This is a genomic window from Ruegeria sp. CDSB117 (assembly GCF_059611005.1).
In genome coordinates, this window is record NZ_JBXWOS010000022.1 from 41805 (window position 1) to 62921 (window position 21117).

General features: G+C 57.7%; 20 protein-coding genes and 1 pseudogene. 11 read left to right on the plus strand and 10 right to left on the minus strand.

Annotation, left to right across the window (positions count from 1 at the left end):
- Positions 1 to 78 precede the first annotated feature (78 nt).
- A complete protein-coding gene (locus tag AC2FJC_RS19800; protein ID WP_496741011.1) occupies positions 79 to 1125 on the plus strand; it encodes an aromatic ring-hydroxylating dioxygenase subunit alpha in 1047 nt (348 codons plus the stop codon).
- A gap of 113 nt (positions 1126 to 1238) precedes the next feature.
- Here the strand turns inward: AC2FJC_RS19800 and AC2FJC_RS19805 are convergent, their stop codons facing one another.
- A complete protein-coding gene (locus AC2FJC_RS19805; RefSeq protein ID WP_496741013.1) occupies positions 1239 to 2027 on the minus strand; it encodes a phytanoyl-CoA dioxygenase family protein in 789 nt (262 codons plus the stop codon).
- A gap of 308 nt (positions 2028 to 2335) precedes the next feature.
- Between AC2FJC_RS19805 and AC2FJC_RS19810 the strand changes: the two genes are divergently transcribed.
- The 6 genes from AC2FJC_RS19810 (at position 2336) to AC2FJC_RS19835 (ending at position 8665) form a co-directional block, all read left to right on the plus strand.
- Positions 2336 to 3586, plus strand: coding sequence for an FAD-dependent oxidoreductase (locus AC2FJC_RS19810; RefSeq protein ID WP_496725722.1), 1251 nt, complete (start codon positions 2336 to 2338; stop codon positions 3584 to 3586).
- A 14-nt stretch (positions 3587 to 3600) separates the two neighbouring features.
- Positions 3601 to 3858, plus strand: a complete 258-nt coding sequence (locus AC2FJC_RS19815) for a sarcosine oxidase subunit delta (protein ID WP_282121036.1) — start codon at positions 3601 to 3603, stop codon at positions 3856 to 3858.
- Positions 3845 to 6715 carry a 2Fe-2S iron-sulfur cluster-binding protein gene (locus AC2FJC_RS19820; RefSeq protein ID WP_496741015.1) on the plus strand — a complete coding sequence of 957 codons (2871 nt, stop codon included), beginning with the start codon at positions 3845 to 3847 and terminating at the stop codon, positions 6713 to 6715. Before AC2FJC_RS19815 ends, AC2FJC_RS19820 begins: the two co-directional genes overlap by 14 nt.
- A gap of 1 nt (position 6716) precedes the next feature.
- On the plus strand, positions 6717 to 7214 hold the full coding sequence (locus tag AC2FJC_RS19825) for a sarcosine oxidase subunit gamma family protein (protein WP_496741017.1): 498 nt from the start codon (positions 6717 to 6719) through the stop codon (positions 7212 to 7214).
- A 13-nt stretch (positions 7215 to 7227) separates the two neighbouring features.
- Complete coding sequence (locus tag AC2FJC_RS19830; protein ID WP_496741019.1) at positions 7228 to 7641, plus strand: RidA family protein; 414 nt, start codon at positions 7228 to 7230, stop codon at positions 7639 to 7641.
- Between the two features lie 91 nt (positions 7642 to 7732).
- Positions 7733 to 8665, plus strand: a complete 933-nt coding sequence (locus AC2FJC_RS19835) for an AEC family transporter (protein WP_282170338.1) — start codon at positions 7733 to 7735, stop codon at positions 8663 to 8665.
- A 4-nt stretch (positions 8666 to 8669) separates the two neighbouring features.
- Here the strand turns inward: AC2FJC_RS19835 and AC2FJC_RS19840 are convergent, their stop codons facing one another.
- Genes AC2FJC_RS19840 through AC2FJC_RS19870 form a run of 7 tightly spaced genes read right to left on the minus strand, consistent with a single transcriptional unit; the run spans position 8670 to position 16273 of the window.
- Entirely contained in the window at positions 8670 to 9953 is a 1284-nt protein-coding gene (locus AC2FJC_RS19840; RefSeq protein WP_496741021.1) for an amidase, read from the minus strand.
- A complete protein-coding gene (locus AC2FJC_RS19845) occupies positions 9950 to 11167 on the minus strand; it encodes a YlbE family protein (RefSeq protein ID WP_496741023.1) in 1218 nt (405 codons plus the stop codon). Before AC2FJC_RS19845 ends, AC2FJC_RS19840 begins: the two co-directional genes overlap by 4 nt.
- Positions 11140 to 11766, minus strand: coding sequence for a hypothetical protein (locus AC2FJC_RS19850; protein ID WP_496741025.1), 627 nt, complete (start codon positions 11764 to 11766; stop codon positions 11140 to 11142). Before AC2FJC_RS19850 ends, AC2FJC_RS19845 begins: the two co-directional genes overlap by 28 nt.
- Positions 11766 to 12398 carry a hypothetical protein gene (locus AC2FJC_RS19855; RefSeq protein WP_496741027.1) on the minus strand — a complete coding sequence of 211 codons (633 nt, stop codon included), beginning with the start codon at positions 12396 to 12398 and terminating at the stop codon, positions 11766 to 11768. The genes AC2FJC_RS19850 and AC2FJC_RS19855 overlap by 1 nt, the downstream gene beginning before the upstream one ends.
- Positions 12395 to 13765, minus strand: a complete 1371-nt coding sequence (locus AC2FJC_RS19860) for a Rieske 2Fe-2S domain-containing protein (RefSeq protein ID WP_496741029.1) — start codon at positions 13763 to 13765, stop codon at positions 12395 to 12397. The genes AC2FJC_RS19855 and AC2FJC_RS19860 overlap by 4 nt, the downstream gene beginning before the upstream one ends.
- Before the next feature lie 24 nt (positions 13766 to 13789).
- Positions 13790 to 15250: an aldehyde dehydrogenase gene (locus tag AC2FJC_RS19865; RefSeq protein WP_496741030.1), complete on the minus strand. Its 1461-nt coding sequence runs from the start codon at positions 15248 to 15250 to the stop codon at positions 13790 to 13792.
- Positions 15251 to 16273: a succinylglutamate desuccinylase/aspartoacylase family protein gene (locus tag AC2FJC_RS19870; RefSeq protein ID WP_496741031.1), complete on the minus strand. Its 1023-nt coding sequence runs from the start codon at positions 16271 to 16273 to the stop codon at positions 15251 to 15253.
- 130 nt (positions 16274 to 16403) lie between these two features.
- On the opposite strand from AC2FJC_RS19870, the gene AC2FJC_RS19875 reads away from it, so the two are divergent.
- Genes AC2FJC_RS19875 through AC2FJC_RS19885 form a run of 3 tightly spaced genes read left to right on the plus strand, consistent with a single transcriptional unit; the run spans position 16404 to position 18615 of the window.
- A complete protein-coding gene (locus AC2FJC_RS19875; protein ID WP_496741033.1) occupies positions 16404 to 17498 on the plus strand; it encodes a pyridoxal phosphate-dependent aminotransferase in 1095 nt (364 codons plus the stop codon).
- Positions 17498 to 18046, plus strand: a complete 549-nt coding sequence (locus AC2FJC_RS19880) for a decarboxylase (RefSeq protein ID WP_496741034.1) — start codon at positions 17498 to 17500, stop codon at positions 18044 to 18046. Before AC2FJC_RS19875 ends, AC2FJC_RS19880 begins: the two co-directional genes overlap by 1 nt.
- Positions 18043 to 18615, plus strand: coding sequence for a thiamine pyrophosphate-dependent enzyme (locus AC2FJC_RS19885; RefSeq protein WP_496741035.1), 573 nt, complete (start codon positions 18043 to 18045; stop codon positions 18613 to 18615). Before AC2FJC_RS19880 ends, AC2FJC_RS19885 begins: the two co-directional genes overlap by 4 nt.
- Here AC2FJC_RS19885 and AC2FJC_RS19890 read toward each other — a convergent pair.
- Together AC2FJC_RS19890 and AC2FJC_RS19895 are read right to left on the minus strand one after the other, a co-directional pair.
- Positions 18602 to 19492, minus strand: coding sequence for a LysR substrate-binding domain-containing protein (locus AC2FJC_RS19890; RefSeq protein WP_496741036.1), 891 nt, complete (start codon positions 19490 to 19492; stop codon positions 18602 to 18604). The genes AC2FJC_RS19885 and AC2FJC_RS19890 overlap by 14 nt on opposite strands.
- A 119-nt stretch (positions 19493 to 19611) precedes the next feature.
- Positions 19612 to 20190 (minus strand): helix-turn-helix domain-containing protein, encoded by a 579-nt coding sequence (locus AC2FJC_RS19895; protein WP_496741038.1) that lies wholly within the window; start codon positions 20188 to 20190, stop codon positions 19612 to 19614.
- 290 nt (positions 20191 to 20480) lie between these two features.
- Between AC2FJC_RS19895 and AC2FJC_RS19900 the strand changes: the two are divergent.
- Positions 20481 to 20651: pseudogene (locus AC2FJC_RS19900) on the plus strand (IS6 family transposase); the annotation flags it as partial.
- Positions 20652 to 21117 lie beyond the last annotated feature (466 nt).

Below are 21117 nucleotides of genomic sequence, written 5' to 3' on the forward strand. Positions count from 1 at the left end.
TTACTATTCCAGCATGGTGCAAGATCGGCTTGCCGCCCATACTTGCACAAGCCATCTGACAATCTGGAGAGCATTCCAATGTATCTGAGAAACTGCTGGTATGTCGCCGCCTGGAGCAAAGATATCGGTCGCGAGCTGAAGGCCGAGACGTTTCTGGGCGAGAATATCGTGCTTTACCGGCAGGAGGATGGCAGGCCAGTCGCGTTGGAGGATGCTTGCCCGCACCGCAAGCTGCCTTTGTCCAAGGGCAACCTGATCGGGGACGTCGTGGAATGTGGCTATCACGGGCTTAAATTTGACTGCACGGGCAAGTGCACAGACAGCCCGACGCAGCGCGGCATGACCCCGCGGCGGGCGGTGGTTAGATCATATCCGGTTGTGGATCGGTATCGGTTCCTTTGGATATGGATGGGCGATCCGGAACTGGCAGATCCAGACAAGATTTTCCCGATCGAGAATTTTGACGATGACAGCTGGGGCAAGACCGACGGTGGGGTAATGGATATCGACTGCCATTACCTGTGGGTCTGCGACAACCTGCTTGATCCCAGCCATGTCGCCTGGGTGCATGTATCTTCTTTTGCGGGCGCCGGAACGGATGAAGAGCCGCTGAACGTTGAGCGGACCGACCGTGGCGTCGTCGTCTCGCGCTGGATCGCGAACAAACCGCCATCGCCCTATTACGCCAAACTGGTGGCATTTGACGGCAATTGCGACCGGCTGCAGCACTATGAGATGTGCATGCCCGCGATCGGGCTGAACAAATCCATCTATACGCCGGTCGGGACCGGCGGGTATGACAAGCAACCCATTGCTGAAACGTTCATCAATATCTCCTATAATTTCATGACCCCAATCGATGAAGACCGCACCAGATACTTCTGGTTTCAGCATCGAAATTCCGATCCCGAAAATGCGGAAGTGTCCAAATTCATGAATGACGGTGCGCGCATGGCGTTTCTTGAGGACAAGGACGTTCTGGAAGAAGTTCACAAAGGTATGAAGTACGCCAAGACGCCCAATATCGATCTCGGGTTGGACGCGGGTGCCAAACTGTTTCGCAAAACGCTTGATCGCGCGATCGAAGCCGAAACCACCCCTGTGAGTACAACAGTTCCGGCTTGAGGCGCCTTCTGGGAAGGTTACACACGTAGTGTCAATAGATCGGGTTATTTGAAGTTGACCCCGCCCTGCCGACCTAATTTTTGGCAAGAAGGGCGGAGTTTGCCACTTGCTTGTTACGACGCTCTGTAGATCACTGGAAACCGGCCCCCGGCGAAGGGCGCACCGGGGCGCAAGCTGTCGTCGTGAAGCCATTCGGTGACAGTATCGCGGGGCTCATAGCTTGCGCCGTCCACAGCGAACCGGATCGCATAGCCGCGTCTGCGCCGGGTTGAGGTGCGGTTGCCCATCGCTGAATGTACAATCATACCGTCAAATGCCAGCGCATCACCGGGTTTCATTTTCGGGTAGTGAAAGATGTCGTAGTCGGCGCGGTTCATCTCGAAATCGGGCATGTCGATATAGTCTGGGTTGTCCACTTCCAGATAATGCAAAAAGCCCCCAAGTTGGTCTGTTTTGAAGGGCCGGTATTTGGCGCCCCAAGCATGCGAGCCTCTTACGAACTCCAACGCACCGTTGTCGGGGTCCACGGGGTCCAGCGCAATCCACATGGTCATGATCGGGCCTGAGACCGGCCAATAGGGTTGGTCCGTATGCCAGCCCGTTTGTGTTCTTGTGCCCGGTTCTTTGGCAAATATCTGGTCGTAGATCAGCGAGGTCCAGGGGCTGTTTGCTACCTCTGCCACACGCTGCCCAATATCAGAATTCAGGCAATAGTCTTGAAACACGCCAGGATTTTCACGCATGTTTTTGTAAGCAAAGTAACGGTCGCCTTTGGCAACTTCGTCATCGACAGCCTGGCGCAGCTTACTCAGCCAATCCTGTGACAGCACTTGTTTCAGCAGCACGACTCCGTCGCGCGCATAGGTATTCCGAACGGTTTTCAGGTCAGGTGTTTGTGTCATGTAACGTCCATTTCTGTCACCTCATTCACAGAGGCGGTTGCAGAGGGCAGGCGCGTTGCGCCCGGTTTTTCTGGCGTTACGAGGCGGGTGAACTGCGACAGTTTATGATGAAGCAGGGCCAAAGCGACCGGGCCGACCATTTGCCGGCGAGACGTCGATGGAACTGTTCCACGCGAAAGCTCATTGCGTCACCTTTCTCCGATACCTTAGCCGCAATTTCCGCATTGGAATAGAACCCGTGGCGAGTTGTTTTGCATGTCGATAAATTTATTGACTAAATGTGCACAGTGATAAATATTATTACCATCATGCAAAATTATTCTGTTTTCTCGCTCGCCCGTAATGCGCTAACCGGGCACCGGAACTGGCCGCAGGTCTGGCGCAGCCCGCCGTTGAAAGACCGCTATGATGTCGTGGTGATCGGGGCAGGGGGTCACGGGCTGGCAACTGCCTATTATCTGGCCAAGGAATTTGGCATCACCAATGTTGCCGTGTTGGAACGCGGCTGGCTGGGCGGCGGCAACATCGCGCGAAATACGGTGACCATTCGGTCGAATTACATGAGGGATGAGTCAATCCCGTTCTATGTCAAATCCGTCGCCATGTACGAAGGGCTCACGGACGAGTTGAATTTCAACATGATGCATTCCAAACGAACCATGGTCGATGTGGTTCAGACCTGGCCCAAGCTACGCGAGCTTCGGCGGCGGCAGTTGGTGATGGACATTTACGGCTCGACCTACGAACAGATCACAACCGAGGAATTGCGCCGCCGCATTCCTGCGTTGACTGGCGGCGGCCCAGATGCACGGCTGCCTGTGATCTGCGGCATGGTTCATACGGATGCGGGCGTGAACCGGCATGATGCGGTGGCCTGGGGCTATGCCCGCGCGGCTGATGCGCGCGGGATTGAGATTCATCAGCAAACAGCGGTGCAATCCCTGCTACGCGGGGCGGATGGGTCCATCGAAGGGGTCGAGACCAACCGGGGCACAGTTCGCGCAAAGAAAGTGGTCGTGGCCGTCTCAGGCCATACAACGACGCTGACCGAAACTGCGGGCCTTAAACTGCCGCTGCGGACGATGAACCTGACGGCCTTTGTGTCTGAGCCGGTCAAGCCGTTGGTTGATGTGATCGTGAATTGCCCGGACAGCGGGTTCTATTTCAGCCAGTCCGACAAAGGTGAGATGGTCATCGGCGGCGCGCCCGATATGGGGCAGAGCTTCCGTCGAGACATAAAGCAGCATGTATTCGAGGATACCGTGACTGCGATGCTGTCGCTTTTCCCCAGTTTCAAGAAGCTCAAACTGATGCGGCAATGGGGCGGGCATCTGGATATTGCCCATGATGCATCACCCATCATGGATCAGACAGATGTGCCGGGCCTGTTTGTCACCGCCGGATGGTGGGGAGGGTACAAAGCAATCCCTGCGGGCGGGCTGACGCTGGCGCATCTGGTGGCCAAAGGTGAACCGCACCCATTGATGGCACCCTTCACACTGGGCAGGTTCCGGCATCTGGATTTCGTAATGGAAGCCGGAACCACCACTGCGCGATAGGAAAGGACAGGATCATGATGCTTATAACCTGCCCGTTCTGTGGCAAGCGCAATGAAAGCGAATTTATCCATGGTGGCCCGGTAGGGGCGGTCCGCCCAGATCCCAATGCCGTCAGCGATGAGGAATGGGTCGAGTATCTGACAGTGACGCCGAATCCATTGGGTCCGGTTCAGGAGAAATGGTGGCACGCACGGGGATGCGGTGAATGGTTCACCATCTGGCGTGATACACGGACCCATGACATTGTGGAGGCACCCGATGGCACAACGTAACCGCCGCGCCTCGGGCGGGCGCATCGACCGAAACCGCCCTTTGCATTTCACCTTCAATGGCAAACCATATGAAGGGTTTGAGGGCGATACGTTGGCCTCGGCCTTGTTGGCCAACGGAATTCGTGTCACCGCCCGCAGTTTTAAGTATCACCGCCCGCGCGGTATTATGGGGCATGGGGTCGAAGAACCCGCGACTCTGGTGGAATTGGACGGCGAGGATGCCTCGGGCAACCGTCCCGCGACCACGGTGCCGCTTCGGGACGGGCTCAGCGCACGATCGGTCAATTGCTGGCCATCGCCCGAGTTCGATCTGGGCGGGGTAAACCAGTTACTCTCGCGGTTTATCCCCGCAGGGTTTTACTACAAGACGTTCAAATGGCCGAACTGGCATCTGTTCGAACCTTCGATCCGCCGGGCTGCTGGGTTGGCGGCAGCACCCGAAAGCCCCCCGGCTTCAGGCCATTTTGAAGCCCGAAACGCCCATGCCGATGTGCTGATCGCGGGGGCGGGCCCAGCCGGGCTGCAAGCGGCGCTTGAGGCTGGTCACGCCGGAAAACGCGTGTTTCTGGCCGATGAGGGTACCGAGGCGGGCGGTAGTTTGTTGAACCGCAACCTGTCTATCGGTGGACGTTCGGCCTTGGACTGGGTCGCGGATGCGGTGGCTGAGCTGCGTGGGATGGAGAAAGTCACCCATCTGCAGAATGCAACCGTCTGGGCCTACCGCGAGCATAATCTGATGATCGTGAACGAACGCGAACCCGAACTGGACGGAGTTTTGGAACGCAGCTGGCGCGTGCGAGCGGGGGAAGTTGTAATCGCAACCGGGGCCACCGAACGTGCCATGGTCTTTGGTGACAATGATCGACCCGGTGTCATGTTGGCCTCTTCGGTACAGGCCTATGTCAACCGCTGGGGCGTTAAGCCCGGGCAGCGTGTGGTGCTGTTTACAAACAACAACAGTGTTTATGCCGTGGCGGCCGATCTGGCAGCAGCCGGTATGCAAGTTGAGGCCATCCTCGACTGTCGCAAAACCGTTCCACCTGAAGCTTTGAACCTGGTGCCGGATATTCCGGTTCATGCCGCAACCGTTGCTGGTGACGTGCGCGGGCGCAAAAGTGTGCGCGCAGTCAAAGCCGTTCCCGTGACCGGAGGGGCGGGTCGCTGGATCGACTGTGATGTGCTGGGTTGTTCCGGCGGTTGGAACCCGACCGTTCATCTTTGGTCGCAATCCCGCAGCACGTTGCGATTTGATGAGGATCTGGCAGCCTTCGTCCCTGACGAGGCGGTTCAGACTTGTCGCGCTGTGGGCGCAGCGGCTGGTGATCTGACGCTGGATAGGATTGTTGGTGGCGGCGAAGACCTGGCCTACGCGATCGAACCTCTCTGGCGGGTCAACGTGCCGGGACAGCGCGGGAAGGCGTTTCTGGATGTGCAGAACGATGTCTCGGTCAGCGATGTTCATCTGGCCCTGCGCGAAGGCTATGACAATGTGGAACATGTCAAGCGCTACACGACCGGCGGCATGGGGATCGATCAGGGTAAAACCGGCAATATCAACATCATCGGCACTGTTGCGATGCAAAAGGGCGTGCCGCTGCAAGAGGTTGGAACAACCACATTTAGATCCCCCTACACGCCTGTTTCGTTCGGTGCGATTGGCGGGTTACGGGAAGGCTGGCGGCTATTTCCCTATCGCCATACCCCTGTAACCCAATGGAATAAGGACAACGGCGCTGTGATGTATGAAGCTGGCGCGCGCTGGCGGCGTCCGGGCTATTTTCCGAAGCCGGGTGAAGGCCTGCAAGAGGCGGTAAACCGCGAATGCCGCGCTGTTCGTGAAGGCGTCGGCGTCTATGACGGCTCACCTCTTGGCACGTTTGAACTGAAGGGAAGGGACGTTCCGAAATTCCTAGATTTCATCTACTCCAACATTATGTCCACGCTGAAACCGGGTGACGGGCGCTATGGGTTGATGTTGTCTGAAGATGGTTTGATCCTGGACGATGGCGTTGCCTTCCGACTGGATGACCACCGCTGGATGATTTCGACTTCGACCGGTCACGCGGATGCGGTGAACCAGCATATGGAAAAGCTGCTGCAAACCGAATTCCCCGACTGGCAGGTGCTGATCACTACTGTCACCAGTCAGTGGAATAATGCCACTATCTGTGGTCCCAAGGCGCGTGAAGTTTTGCAGGCGTTGGGCTCGGATATTGACCTCGCGCCCGAGGCGTTCCCTTTCATGTCTTTCCGCGAAGGCACCGTAGCTGGTTTCCCTGCGCGGGTGGTGCGGGTGAGTTTCACCGGTGAACTTTCCTATGAGGTCAACGTGGCCCCGCGCCACATGGCGGCCCTTTGGGACAGGGTGATGGCGGTTGGTGCACCCTTTGGTATCCTGCCTGTGGGTTCGGAATCCAGCCATGTGCTGCGGGTCGAAAAAGGGTTCCTGTCGTTGGGGCATGAGGTCGACGGCACGGTCGATGCCTATGATCTGGGAATGGGATGGGCGATGTCCAAGAAGAAACCTGACTATCTGGGCAAACGCTCGGTCCAGCTGCGCAGGTCAGGCGGCGGGACCCGGCGCGAGCTGGTCGGAATTCTGGCGGATGATCCGAACCGGCAAATCCCCGAAGGTGCGCCACTCACGCCCGGAGGTCGGAAAGAAGCCACCGACGGGTTGGTCACTGCCTGTGTATGGAGCGTGGTAAACAACCGCTGGGTTGGGCTGGCATTGCTGGAAGATGGCCACGCGCGGCAGGGCGAAACCGCCCACGTCCGGCTGAAGGATGACGTGATCCCGGTCACAGTCACGAAACCGGTCTTTCACGACCCCGAAGGTAAATTGCTGAGGTCCTGAGATGAGTTATGACGTCACAATTGAACGGTGCGGCCTGATGGCTCTGTTCGACCTCAAAGGCGCGCCTGACGCGGTATCGCAATGGGCCGGGGACGCTTTGCCGAGTTTGCCGTACCGCCCAAACAGCCGAACAGAAAAGGACGGCATCGAACTGTTTCACATCGGTCGTGACCACTGGATCGCCCGCGCCCCACTGGCACAGGAAGACGCGATTGAAGCCCGGCTGAAGCCCACGGACTGCCCGGCAGATATCAGTATTGTTCGGGTCTCGGACACGATGACCTTCTTTCGCATAGTCGGCCCAGATGCAGGTCAGGTGATGTCAATTGCTTGCCCGATGGACCTGCATGACAGCGTGTTCCGGACGGATGCGGTTTCCTATACCGAAGTGTTTGGCCTCAAGGCTTTGGTGATGCGGTGTCAGGATGGTATTGAGTTCGCAGTCGAACAGAGTTTTGCGGATATGGTCGAAGACTATCTGATCCGCGCCACGGCTTGAGGGGAAGATCGGCATGGCTCGAACGCACATCCACAAGTACCAGACGCGCTATCACGCGAAAGCAACCTATTCCAAGGCGATCCGCGCCCGGGGTGACTTTGTTTTCATGCAGGGACAGGTCGGCACGCTGATGGATGGCACACTGGTTGGCGAAGGCGATCCGGGCGTGCAGGCAGATCAGGCCTGCCGCAACATCCAGCGCTGGATGGAAGAGGCCGGGGGAAGCTTGACCAATGTCTGCAAGTTGACAGTCTACGTCACCGATATTTCGTACCGTCCGGCCGTTTACGAGGCGATCAATCGCTGGTTCGAAGGTGTTCATCATTGTTCGACAGGCGTGGTTGTGCAGGGGTTGGCCGATCCGTCGCTTTTGGTCGAGATCGACGCGATGGCTGTCATCGACGATGATGCTGACACCCCCGGCTGAGGGAGTCGGGTTTATTCGACATCGCATTGCGTAGAAACACCAGTCATGAGAGTGTCTGGTCGAGCCGGTCCGGTTTTGTCTGCGAATTGTAATGCTTTCGACACTCACCTCGATATTGCCGATCTTTTTGATCATTGCGCTGGGCTTGGCCCTGCGCAAAGGCGGCATTCCCAGTACGGATTTCTGGAACCTGAATGACAAGCTTGTTTATTGGGTTCTGATGCCATGCCTTCTGTTTAGCAAAATTTCCCTGTCGCCATTGGACAAGTCGGCGCTGGGTCTTTACTCGGTTGCCATTCTGGGCGGGTTCGCTGTGGCGCTTCTGTTTGCGCTTCTTAGTGCCCGTTTGATGGGTTTTGCGCCGCCGCAAGCCACTTCGATCCTGCAAGGAAGTGCGCGACATAACTCATTCATCGGGCTTGCGCTGGCTGCCAACTTGTATGGGCCGGCGGGGTTGGATATTGCGATCCTCGCGACCGCAATTCTCGTGCCCACTACTAATATCGTCATGGTGGTTCTGATGGTTGGTGCGCTCAAAGGCGACCGGACCAACAGCCTGGCCGTTGCAATCCTGCGGGAACTCGCGCGCAATCCGTACGTGATTTCGATCTTTCTGGCGGTCTGTGCCAACCAGTTGATCGGTGACAGGATAGCGGTCGTGCATGATGTGACGGATGTTCTGGGTGCAGGCGCTTTGCCGATCACATTGCTCGCTGTCGGTGCCAATCTGAGAGTCCGGGCCATGGCCGCCAGTGCGCTGCCCTTGATTCTGGCCTTCACGGGCAAGATGATTGTCTTCCCTCTGGCAGTATTGGTGATCGGATTGCTGGTAGGACTGCCGCGGGAGGTTCTGCAGATCGCCGTCGTCTATTCGGTGGTGCCCACTGGTGCGTCTTCGTACACGCTGGCCAAGCACTTGGGTGGAGACGCGCCGCTGATGGCGGCCATTGTCACGTTGCAGACGTTGATAGCAGCCGTCAGCATTCCCGTATCACTTGCTTTGCTGCTGCCCCTAATTCCTTAAGCGGTCATTGCGACAAGTGTTCATGGGCCCAGACCGCGATGTCCAACAGGCGGGCGTCATCACCCTTTCGTCCGATCAATTGAATGCCAAGCGGCAGGCCATTCTGGTCGGTCCCGAATGGCAAAGCGACCGAAGGCACCTGCAACAGGTTCCACATCCGGGAAAAAAGCGGATCTCCAGTAGCGTCCAAACCGGCAGGGGCTGGTCCGGGGGCCGACGGGACCAACAGAGCGTCCACATCCCGGAACATCTGATCCAGCATCGCGCCCGCCCGGTCGCGTAGGTCCAGCGCGGCTTGGTATTCTGCGTCGGTAACGGCCAGCCCCGCTGTGACAAGGTCGTGAAATTGCGGGCTGATGGCGGGCATGCCTACAGCGTATTCTGCAGCGCGCTGCCGCGCGACCTCATAGCTCATGACGGTAATCTGAGCCTGCGTAAGTTCGGCAAAAACGGGTGGAAAAGCAATTTCGCCGGTCTCGGCTCTCGTTGCGGCAAGGGCGGCTAACGCACGCGTGCACGTGTCCCGCATCTCGACCGAACCGTCCCGCCAGTGCGGGCCGCGCATTAGGCTGATCCGAGGCAAAGCCTCGTCGAACTCAACTGGCGGTGCCGGGTCAGTTCGGCACATTACCGCATCGGTCAGCACAAAGTCGCGGGGATCACGAGCCAGAAGGCCGAGTGTATCCAGGCTTTGGGACAAGCCCATGACACCCGTCAGAACATACCGTCCGGTGGTTGGCTTGAACCCGCAGACCCCGCAATACGCTGCTGGTCGGATCAGCGAGGCTGCGGTTTGCGAACCAAATGCGAGCGGAGCCATGAAATCGGCCACAGCTGCGGCAGAGCCGGATGACGAGCCACCCGGCGTATGCACGGGATTCGCCGGATTGGCAGTTTTACCGGGTTTGAAGTAGGCGAATTCGGTGGAGATGGTTTTTCCGATTGGGATCGCGCCCGCGTCCAAAAAAGCCTGAACGCAGACTGCATTGCGGTCGGGGCGGCGCCCGGCATACAGGTCGCTACCCCATCCTGTCGGCATGTCTTCGGTGTCGATGATATCCTTGATCACAAACGGCACGCCATGGAGCGGCCTACCAACGGGGAGAGTATCGGCGGCCTTTGCACGCTCCATGGCGCGGTCCGCTTCGAGGGTTTGAAAAGCCCCGATGACGGGTTCACGGTTTGTGATCCGGTCCAAATGTGCCGCCATAACCTCGGAAGGCTTCACCTCACCTGCCCGGATCAATGTGGCAAGTTCATGGGCAGAATGATGGTTCAGCCCGGTCATGCCTCCAGCGCTTTCAACGCGTCGGCAAAGGGGGCGACTGGCATGTCGTAGATGCCACCGCCCAAGCGACCGGCCTCGCCCAATCGGTCAAGAATGCCCAGCCCGATCACAGGCCCCAAACCCTGTTCCACGGCACCCCGCGCCGTGCTGCCCAGCCGAACATCCAAGGCCCGGAAATACGGATGCGTTCCGACTGACAGACCTGACATTCGCGCTTGAGCGTCGTCGGGCAGATAGGCACCCAGACCCTTCTTTTGTTCAGGGCTCAGATCTATGGCCATTGCCCCCAGCCCGAATGCCTCGACCACGGCACTGTCGCCGATCGCGCCAAGGGCGCGGACCTGCGGCAAATCCACGTCAAACGCCCCCTTGGGAGGGTTGGCCGGGATTGTGAACCAACGGCCCGGCAGGCCCGAGATCTGGATGCCAACTTCACGCCCATTGCCGCCTGCAGCGGTGACGAAGCTTGACCCTTCAATACCCTCCGCCAGTTTCATCATGCATTTGGTCGCCGCCATCCAAAGGTTGAGAAATAGTGAGGGTGAGCTGTCCATAAAGGCCAACACGTCGTCATCCGTGATCCCGCTGGTGGTGCGATCCTTGAGTTCAGCAATCAACGCCTGTGCGGCCACGGGTGTCCGGCCATGGCAATCATCCCCGCCCATCAGGCCGATCACGGCCAGCGGGACCAGCGCGATCCCTTCGGCAATCCCTTTCTCCAGAACATCAAGAAACCGGGTGTTGAGCCAGCGAATGTGGTTGAGCACCGCCTCGGACCTCAGCCCTAAACGCATGGCCGGGCGGCTGCCTGCATTGATCGGCGCATAAACACGTTGTTGGCCGCGCCACGCGTCATAGACTGTGTGCAGCGGCATATCCGCCGAGACCACAGCGGCCAGAGGTGTCACGACATCATGGTCCTGCGCGGGTTTCAGCACGATCTCGCCCGCGTTGATCATCGCCTCGGCCTGATCGAAATTCTGCGCCAGCCCTTGCCAGACGGCAGCGACACAGGCCGAGTTCAGGATCGGAGCGGTGATCTGATCCGGGCTGGCGAAGGCGGGACCGGCATGTAGCAGTACATTTTCGTCCAACCTCAGCGCCTCGGACGCAGTGTTGAATCGGTTCCAGACCGGTTGTGTGACCATGGCCTTGTCGAACGCCAGCTGATCAGCCGGGTGCACCATCAAGTATCCTCCGGTGGGATGATCCATGTTTCCGAGAAGTAGAGGAAGGCTGTCGTCGTCTCATACCCAGCCTGCACCCGTGTGCCCAACTTGCCCGGCAATGCGTGACCATTAACGATGATCTGGGCCGAATGTGCGGGCACCAGAAGCGAAAACATGTTCTGCTCGCCCGAAGCGACTTCGTGCGGAGAGAGCTCCAGCGCGCGAGGCGGCTCGAGCCCTTCCCAGACCAGTTCAACTGTCAGGTTTTCTCCGGCGATGGTTTCGGTATAGCGGTGGCTCATCGGATCGCCCGAGGATCGGACGACCTGCGCGCCTATCTCGGGGAGAGAAGCAAAAGCGGGAGCATTTGCGAAAGCCGCCAGTTTGCTGATGAAATTGGTCTTCAGAAAGGCGGTCAAATCGGGATTGTCGCTCAGGATTACGTTCGGTGCCTCCGGCGGTCCGTCCACTTGATCTGGCGTTCCATACAGCAGCAGCACCTGACCCTGACCGACCGGAGACCATGCCACGCGAAAGAACAGCGCCATAGCGGTGAAATTGTTGTTGTCGTCTTTCAACAGGATGCCGGGGTTCTCGCCTGTCCAGTCGACTGTTCCGGGGGTGATCGGTTCGTTCAACGGCATTACAGATCCTCCTGCGGGGTCACCCAGGTTTCGGAAAAGGCCAGAAAGGCGGTCGACATGGTGCGGCCAAAGAACTGGCGGCTTGCGACCTGACCGGGGAGCGGGGTGCCGTTGATGACGACCTGCGCCGCCTTGGCCTCAAGGAACACTGAATACATCTCATGCTCTTTAGTTGCCGAATTTTCCTTAGTGACCTCAACTGGTAAGGGTAGGCCCATTTCCTGCCAGATCATCTCGACCGTAACGCCCGAGCCGCGCAGGGTCTCGGAATAGCGCGACCTCAAATCGCCGGGGCGTTTTTCGACGCTGTCACAGTCCAGCCAGCTCATCGCGTCGAGGCCTGCCTTTCCGATGAAGGTGGGCATCTTGGTGACCCAACCATCCACGATCCAGCGCATCATGCGTTGGTTGTCCGTCATGATCAGATTGGGTGCGTGCGGCCAACCCTGTGCTTGATCCGGTGCGCCCAGGATTAATGCAGCATGGCCTCGACCATAGGGCGACAGTACCACCCGAAAGAACAGCGCCAGCGTGTCATAGTGGTCCTGCGTTGAGTTCTGTTTCAGATAAATCCCGGGGTTTTCGCCGGACCAGTCGACCCGGCCCGGATTATGTGGAACACGATTTGTCATGACCAACTTGCCTCATACTTTTTCAGCGCATCGACGATGAACGTCTTGCGGGCCTCGCCCTGCAAATGGTCGCCGGATTTGTAGATCTCAGCCACCTGATGCGAGATTTCCTTGAGCACTGCACCATCGTCGCGGCCGTCCTGAAGCGGAATGCGCAGCATTGTGTCCCCGGCATATGTCGGTATCACCTGACCGGCAAAGCCATCGGTCGGTTGCTGGGGGGACTGACCGTCTTTCAACGCACGAATGGCGTTGCGCAACAGGCGGCGTGCCTTGGCCACGCCCCGATCCGTAAAGCTGAGGTTTTCACGGGCATGGACGTTCCGCGGCCCCTGACTGACCCAGGCGTCATAGTCGCCGGGGTCCCGCTGGCGCATCTCATAGGGTCGATCGGGATCCTGGCCATAGAAATCCGTCATCCCAAAGCCCACTTTGCTTTTGTCCGTTAGGCCCTTTGGATCGTCATTCGCCGCCGCATCCCGGAAGTGGCGCCATGCGATGACCATCGTGTTGGTGTCGTCAATTGGGGTTATCCAACGCGACAGCCCGCAGCGCCCAAAATAGCGTGACCCGTCTGGCACCGGGAAGTGGCCGCCATTTTGCGTGAACGACGGCAGCATATGGTCATGTATGCGCACCCAGACGATATCTTCGACACGTCGGACATTGGTGTAAAAGTCGCCCGTTTGACTATCGTGAAACTCGATCATCGGCATCTCGGCAAAGGCGTCGATGAACTGGCTGCGTACTGCCAGTGTATGCAGGTAGACAACATGGAACGGGTCCCATGCATTTTCCATCACCTGAAGCCAGTTGCACGGGGATTTGATGAGGTAAGGCACCAACTCGTCGCCATCTTCGTCAAATGTGTCCATTACTGGGAACGGGGGTTGCTCGTCGGGGGGGCCCATAAATGCAAAGGCCAAACCCTTGTATTCGATCACCGGATAAGCCCCCAGACAGGCCTTTTTCTTGACCTGTGAGGCGGGCGGCTCACACGGGGTTTCCAGAATGGTGCCGTCCAAACCGTACTTCCAACCGTGGTATGAGCATCTAATTCCGCCTTCCTCAACGATGCCAAACTCCAGGCTCATGTTGCGGTGGCAGCAATGTAGATGGGTCAGGCCCAGCTTGCCCTCTTTCTTTTCGCGGAACAGAACCAGATCTTCGCCCAGAATACGCAGGCGGTAGGGCAGGTCGCCAATCTGATCGGTCATTGCCACCGGCATCCAGAACCGGCGCAGGTATTCGCCGCACGGAGTGCCCGGGCCAACCTCGGTCAGTTCCGGGTCAGGTTCTTGTTGCCAGACTTTTTGTTGGTCGTGACCGCGGAAATTGCCCTTGGGGGCTGAGAAATGATCGTTCATGCCGTCCTCCGTGCGTATCGGTGGTCAGGGAAACGGATCTGACACCGGCGTGGTGCCAGTCCAGATCGATTTGACCTGACAGAAATCCCTTATGGCGTCCGGGCCCAATTCACGCCCGTAGCCCGACAGTTTGACCCCACCAATGGGGCAGGCAGGGTCAACGCTGCGATAATGGTTGATGTAAACAGTGCCCGCCTCGATTGCCTCGGCTACCCGCGCGCCCTTATCGGCATCGGTGGTCCAGACACCGGCGGCCAGCCCGTAGTCGCTGTCATTGGCCAGCGCGATGGCTTCGTCTTCGGTGGTGAAAGAGGTGACGGCCAGAACCGGTCCGAACACTTCTTCACGCCAGAGCTGCATGCCGGGCGTCACATCGTCGAAAACCGTTGGTCCGATATAGAACCCATTCCGGCCTGCAGTTGTGGCGGTGCCGTCCAATAAGCAAATCGCACCGTCGGCTTTGGCGCGTTCGATCATTGCCGTAACCTTTTGCAGATGCAGTTCATTGGCCAGCGGTGCGACCTGAGTATCCGGGTCCATCGGATCCCCCATCTGCAATGTGCGGGCGCGGTCGATCAGGCGGGATAACAGCCTGTCCTTCAGCCCGGCCTCAACGATCAGCCGCGATCCGGCGACGCAAGTCTGACCATTTGACAGGAAGATGCCGGACAGAATTCCGTGGACCGCATTGTCCATGTCACAATCGGCAAACACCACCTGCGGAGATTTGCCGCCCAGTTCCAGCACCGCCGGGATTACACCGGCTGAGGCAGCCTCGGCCACTTTTCGTCCGCCAAGGTCCGAACCGGTAAAGGTGACCTTGCGTGTTAGAGGGTGGCGGACCAGTGCTTCGCCGACCTCGTGACCCAGTCCGGTGACGACGTTCAGCACCCCGGGTGGTAGTCCCGCCTCATGTGCCAGGCGTGCGAATTCCAAGGTTGAAGCCGAAGCCATTTCCGAGGGCTTCACTACAACCGTATTGCCAGCTGCCAGTGCCGGGGCCAGTTTCCATGCAAGGATCATCAGCGGAGAATTCCAGGGCGTGATGGCCACCACGACGCCATAGGGCCTAAAGTGGCCCACGCTATGCACGCCGGGGATGGAATTGGCCTGAGGTTCGGGCTGCAGCATTCGTGCCTCTGTCGCAAAAAATCGAAACCAGCTGTGCAGCCCGGCAAACTGCCCGCGCACCTCAGTAATGCGTTTGCCGTTGTCGCGAATTTCGGGTGTGACAAGGTCTTCCCACCGGGTTTCCAGCATGTCAGCTAAACGGTCAAGCATATCCGCCCGTTCTGTCGGCCCAGCTTTGGCCCATGGCCCGCTGCGGAAGGCCTGGTCGGCGTCCCGGATAGCCATGTCGGCGGTTTGTGTGTCGCCACGGGCGATCATGCTCCACACCTGACCGGTGGCGGGGTCTATACTGGGCAGGGTTTCACCGTCCCAATCGACAAAGGCACCGGAAATGAACGGTGAATAGGTTTTCATTCAACTTTCCTCGGACACCGGTTGAGCCACCAATGCCAACAGATCGCCACGGTGCACCATGCCACGATTGCCATGAGCCAGAACGTGCCCGGCTGTGGGAAATTTAAGTTCGACAGCCGAGCGTTCCGGTTCGGCGGTGAAATGCAGCGTGCCTGCCAGATTGCCTCGTTTAACCTGTTGTCCTGCGGTGCAGCGTCGGTCGAACAGCCCATCTGCGGGTGCGTGGATCGAATGCAATGGATCGGCGATTTCAACACATTGCGTCGGAACTAGGTCCGGAGCACCGCCGGGCAGGATACCTAAATGCTTCAGACAGCGTTTGAGTCCGGTTTCGGCAAGGTCCGCGGCATGTGGATCGACACCACCCCCGCCGCTGAGTTCAGCTGCGATCATCGGAACCCCAACCCGCGCGGCGGCGGCATTCACACTTCGGTTGTCGTTATGTGCGCCCAGCACCCAGATCAGAGGCAACCCGAAAGCGCGGGCCAGTTCCATATTGGAAGCGGTCAGGTCCGCGTCATCCCCCCGCGCCGCCAAGGCGCAGGGCTCGAATACAGACGCCTTGCCACCCGAGTGCAGGTCAATGGCGGCATCTACGCGCGGCAGCAGTACAGTTTCAACATAATGCGCCAGCATCGCTGTCGGGCCTCCATTCGCGGCGCCAGGAAAAGCCCGGTTCAGGTTTTGCCCATCCAATGGCGAAACCCGCGATGAAGCCAGAAACGCGGGGCCGTTCAAGGCCGGGATCAGGATCACCTGTCCGGTCAGGTCAGATGGGTTCAGCTGGGCCGCCAGCCGCAGGATCGCAGCGGGTCCTTCGAATTCGTCTCCATGAGTGCCGCCCAAAATTAGAACAGAAGGTCCGGGTTTCCCACGTAAGCTGATGACCGGGATCGGGTGGTATCCCAACGGTACAGCATTGTCGGACCATTTCAGCATCAGATCACCGGACTGTCGACCTGGTGCATCCAGATCGATGGTCAGGTGAAGCCTGCTGGGTTGGGGCGAAAACGTATCGGTCATCCGGGTTCTTTTGCTGAGTCACAACTTTCATAACATAATTTTTTTGAAAGTGAATTGCTTAAAACTCCATGCTATGTGATATATGGTGAAAATTGCCATTACCGCCCTCTGGCGGTGCCGGAGGAGTTGGATGGGCATTACCCTCGCAAAATCAGGAATAGGCAGGATCAAACCTCATATGGTTGGTGGAGTATCTGCTGACGTTCCACCGCCTGCGATTCTTTTGAACTCGAATGAAAGCGTGTTTGGTCCCAGCCCGTCGGCCCGCGCTGCTGCTTGTGCGGCAATCAGCAATGTCGAGCGGTACTTGGAAAACCCTGACGATATCCTGGCCCCGGCGATTGCCACTCAGTACGGGTTGGATGCGGCCCGGATCACCACAGGACAGGGATCGGACGATCTGCTGGCTCGTCTGGCCCGCGCCTACCTAGGGCAGGGCACCGAGCTGATCCGCAGCGCCAATGGCTATCTCAAGGTGCCCAACTATGCTTTTGCCAACGATGCCGAGGTGGTGTCGGTGGCGGATGACGCATTCAAACCTTCGGTCGACCGGATGATCGATGCGTTGACCGAACGAACCCGGATCGTCTACCTCGCCAATCCGGAGAACCCGGCAGGCACCTATCTGAACGGCGCAGAGCTGCGGCGCCTGCATGCCGCGTTACCGGAAAACGTTCTGCTGATCATCGATGCTGCCTATGAGGAATATGTCGATGCGGCGGATTATGAGCCCGCGCATAAGTTGGTAGAGGCTGCCAAAAACGTGGTCATGTGCCGGACGTTTTCCAAGATATTCGGGCTGGCTGGGGCGCGTGTTGGTTGGTTGTACGGGTCCAGCGATGTGGTGGACAATGTACGCCGGATCGGCCTGACCTTCCCGGTGGCGTCCTCTTCGGTCGCAGGGGCTGTTGCGGCGCTGGAAGACACGGCACATACCCGTTTCGTGCGAGAGACCAATTTGAACAACCGGGCCTGGATTAGCGCCGCGTTAGTGGAAATGGGTCTGCATGTTGTCCCAAGTCAGGCCAACTTCGTGCTGGTTCATTTTCCGAACCCCGGAAAATCTGCCGAAGCAGCCGATCTTTTCCTGCGCGGACAGGGGATTGCTGTACGCCGGTTCGCCTCACCCGCCTACCGTGATTATATTCGCATCACCATTGGTCACAGGCATGAACTGCAAGCGGCACGGGATGGGCTCGCCGCATTTCTGGACGGAGGTACCTGATGGTTGCGTCTCCCCTACCGACCGAATGTACGCCGCAGGTCAAGCATCCGTCCGGTGCGGCTATCATCGCTGCTATCAAGGCGGCGGGTGTCGGCGAAATCGTAGCATTGCCAGATATCGTTACCAGTGACGGGCTGCTCTGGCCGATCTCGCGAGATCCCGAATTTCGCCTGACCCGGATCTGCAAGGAGGATGAGGGCGTCAGCATCTGCGGGGCGATGTCCTATAACGGCACGCGCGCGATCCTGATGATGCAGCAAACAGGGCTGATGGATTCATTGAATGCGATCCGGGCCATTGGCGTCAATTATGAACTGCCGGTCGTTATGATGGTCGGTCTGCAGGGTAAGGAGCCACATATTCACCCCGACCAATCTGCCTCTTACGGGGTGCGGATTGTTCGGCCAGTGTTGGATGCGATGGAACTGTCACATTCCCTGATCGAATGGCCAGGGGACGAGGCTCATATCCCGCAGGCGATTGAAGCGGCATATGCAACTTCAAGACCCCATATTTTCCTGATCGGCCGAGCACCGGAGGCATCATGACCATGCACCGCGACGCAGCGCTTAAGGCCCTGATCCCTCATATCCTCGAGGACGATATTGTTGTTGCCGTGTATCAGAGCTGTTTCGACTGGCTTGCTTTGAACCCGCGCGACCTTAATTACGTGGCCGTCGGGGCGATGGGGCAGGCGTCGTCCCATGGTCTGGGTCTGGCGCTGGCCAACCCTGACAGGCGGGTCATCGTTCTGGATGGCGATGGCAGCCTGCTGATGAATCTTGGGACATTGGTGACGATTGCCAATGCAGGGGTGACGAACCTCTATCATTTTCTGTCGGCTAACCGGGTCTATGAGGTGAACGGGTCGCATCCCCTGCCTGGTGCGGATAGGGTTGATTTCGCCGCCATGGCCTGGGCCGCCGGGTATGCCAGTGTGCAGCGCTTTACGGAGCTGGATCAGTTTTCAGCTGCGGTGCCTCAGGTTCTGTCATCCACCGGCCCGCAATTCGTCTCGATGGAACTGACGGCAGGTGCCCCTTACCCTCGGGACTACGCCTATATTCACAGCGCGCAGGCGCGAGCCAGTTTTCGCGAGGCGCTTAATCGTCGCTGATCTGCGATTGCACGATCTTCAAAAAGGACTGTCCCACAGCAGACAGGGGTTTGTTCCTGGACCAGAACAGGACTGCGCGAAACGTCAGAGGCGCCGCAAAAGGCAGCGCGACACAATCGGGAATGGTTTTGAGATAATCCAGACTTGCTCCGACAACCGAAACTCCTAGACCGCGCGCGACCAGACGGCACACCGCGTCGGTGGTGCGGGTCTCATACTGCATCTGACGTGAGATGCCTTTGGCCTCAAAAAACTGGTCAATCTCAAACCGGAAGCGCGACGATGGCATATATGAGATGAAGTTCTTACCCGCCAGGTCCTGCGCCTGAACTATGGTTTTCTCTGCCAGAGGATGGCCGGTTGGAACGACGCAACAGACGTCGCTGTTCCGGATAACCAGACTGTCAAAGGATGGGTTGGCGGGTTGGGTTGTCGTGATCCCGAAATCGTAATTCTGCGAAACCATCCATTCGACGGCGTCATCGCTGGGCGCGATTTCCATTCGGGCCATGGCTTTTGGCCAAGTAGCAGAAAATTCCTGAAGCAGATCCGGAGCAAGCTGAGAGGACACCCCCGGCGTGATCACCAGGTTAAGCCGCGCGTGACCGAACTTGCCAATGGCATTGGCGGATTCCTTTATGTGCTCCATGCCGCTAACGGCCTGCCGAACTTCTTCCACCAGCAAGCGTGCTTCATCCGTGGGTACCAGGACCCGGCCTGAGCGCTGAAACAGCTGAAAACCGACTTCGGCCTCGAAATCCGAGATCAGGCGGCTGACAGCGGGTTGCGAGATTCCCAGCATCGCTGCTGCCTCAGTTACAGTTCCGGTGGAGACGACGGTTCGAAATGCATCAACCTGTTTGAAGGTAATTTTCATGGGGGCTCAGTGCCTGATTGGGATATGCGGTCGGATTATTCATAGTTTCACATAATACAAGAATATGAAACGGCCCGGATAGGTTATACGGCCTGAGGGTACCAAATCGCGGTCTGAATTTACTGCGGGCGAGTTGATACCGTGATGAATTCAATCTCATCCGACACGATCTTGCAAAACCCGTGACGCAGCTTGGCATCGAAGCTTAGGGTATCGCCAGTTGCCATAACAAAATCCTCGGTGCCACACCTGTATATAGCGTCGCCCATTATCATATAGAGAAAAACACAGCCTTCGTGCTGGTAACTGGGCAAGGTCCCAGATTGGTCCTTTGAAATGGTGATACGGGCAGATTGAAACAGACCTCCCGGCCCGCCATGTTTACCAAGTAAAAGGTAGTTATGCACGTGGCCCTGCGTAATACGCCGGGACATGAGACCTTCGCCTGCTTTGACGTGATGTACGTCGGCCGAAACTTCGGTGTCCGCAAACAGGGCCATCAGAGGAACATCCATCGCGTCCGCCAATGCCTGTAGCGTGCCAAGAGACGGAGAGACGCTACCGTTCTCAATACGGCTGATCATCGAGGTCGAGACCTGCGATGTTGTCGCCAGCTCAGAGAGGATCAGATTGCGTTCCTGCCGTAACCTTTGCAATGTTTGCCCGACTTCACGCTCGATATCTCTTTGTTTGATCACGGTTTTCAGTGCCGATACTGCTGTTGTTGCTTAGAAGATTGTTTGCTTTAGTTGTGTCAGTTTTTTGCATTCAGTCAATTGGTCTTTGTCAGGTTATTGAAGGCCGTTCAGCAGATTAACGATACACCATTCTGAAATTACCTGACTTGTCCCGCAGAGTTGATCCTCCGTTTCCTTACTATTGGGGTGGACCATTTCAGTGGAGGAGGATCAGACGGCATTACCAAGTTGATCGCGTTGTCCTTCTCGGATCGCGCGGTCCCATGAGCATACCGACCCCTTTGCCGTAGCTGAAGGACTTCCGTTTTCCTCGCGAAATTATCGCCTGTGCCGTGTGGGCATATCACCGATTTGCTCTCAGCACGGCGGATGTCGAGGACCTCCTGGCGGCGCGTGGCGTCAATGTCAGTCGAGAGGCGGCTCGTCTCAGGATGAACTGTTTCGGGTCTCAGTTCGTGACTTGAATCCGGCGTGAAACATTGGCTGTGGCATGCGACCGATGGCAATGGAGATGCACTCGGCATTGTGATTCAACCTCGCCGTAATGCCAGAGCCGACACGTTCGTGCTGTAAGAAGGGTATGCTTCAGAAGCATCGACCTAGAGACGTGGTGCACATGGGGCGTGAGGATTTTGCCCGCCTCTGGACCGTGAATGAGCGAACCGTAATGCGTGAAATAGCAGAGCTGAAAACGATGGGTTGGCTTGCACGAAAACGTCCTGCCGTTCGCGGACGAGTTGCGGTTTATGAACTGGACCTAAAGAGGATCCTGATCGATATGACTAGGTTCTGGACCCATTAATTTTGTTGCTGCTGTCTCTGTTGCATGCTTCAAGCCACTGAGTTTCAAAGGTGTATCATGAGCAATCTATTCTGGCTGACTGACGAACAGATGGAGCGCCTTCAGCCCTACTTTCCGAAGAGCCA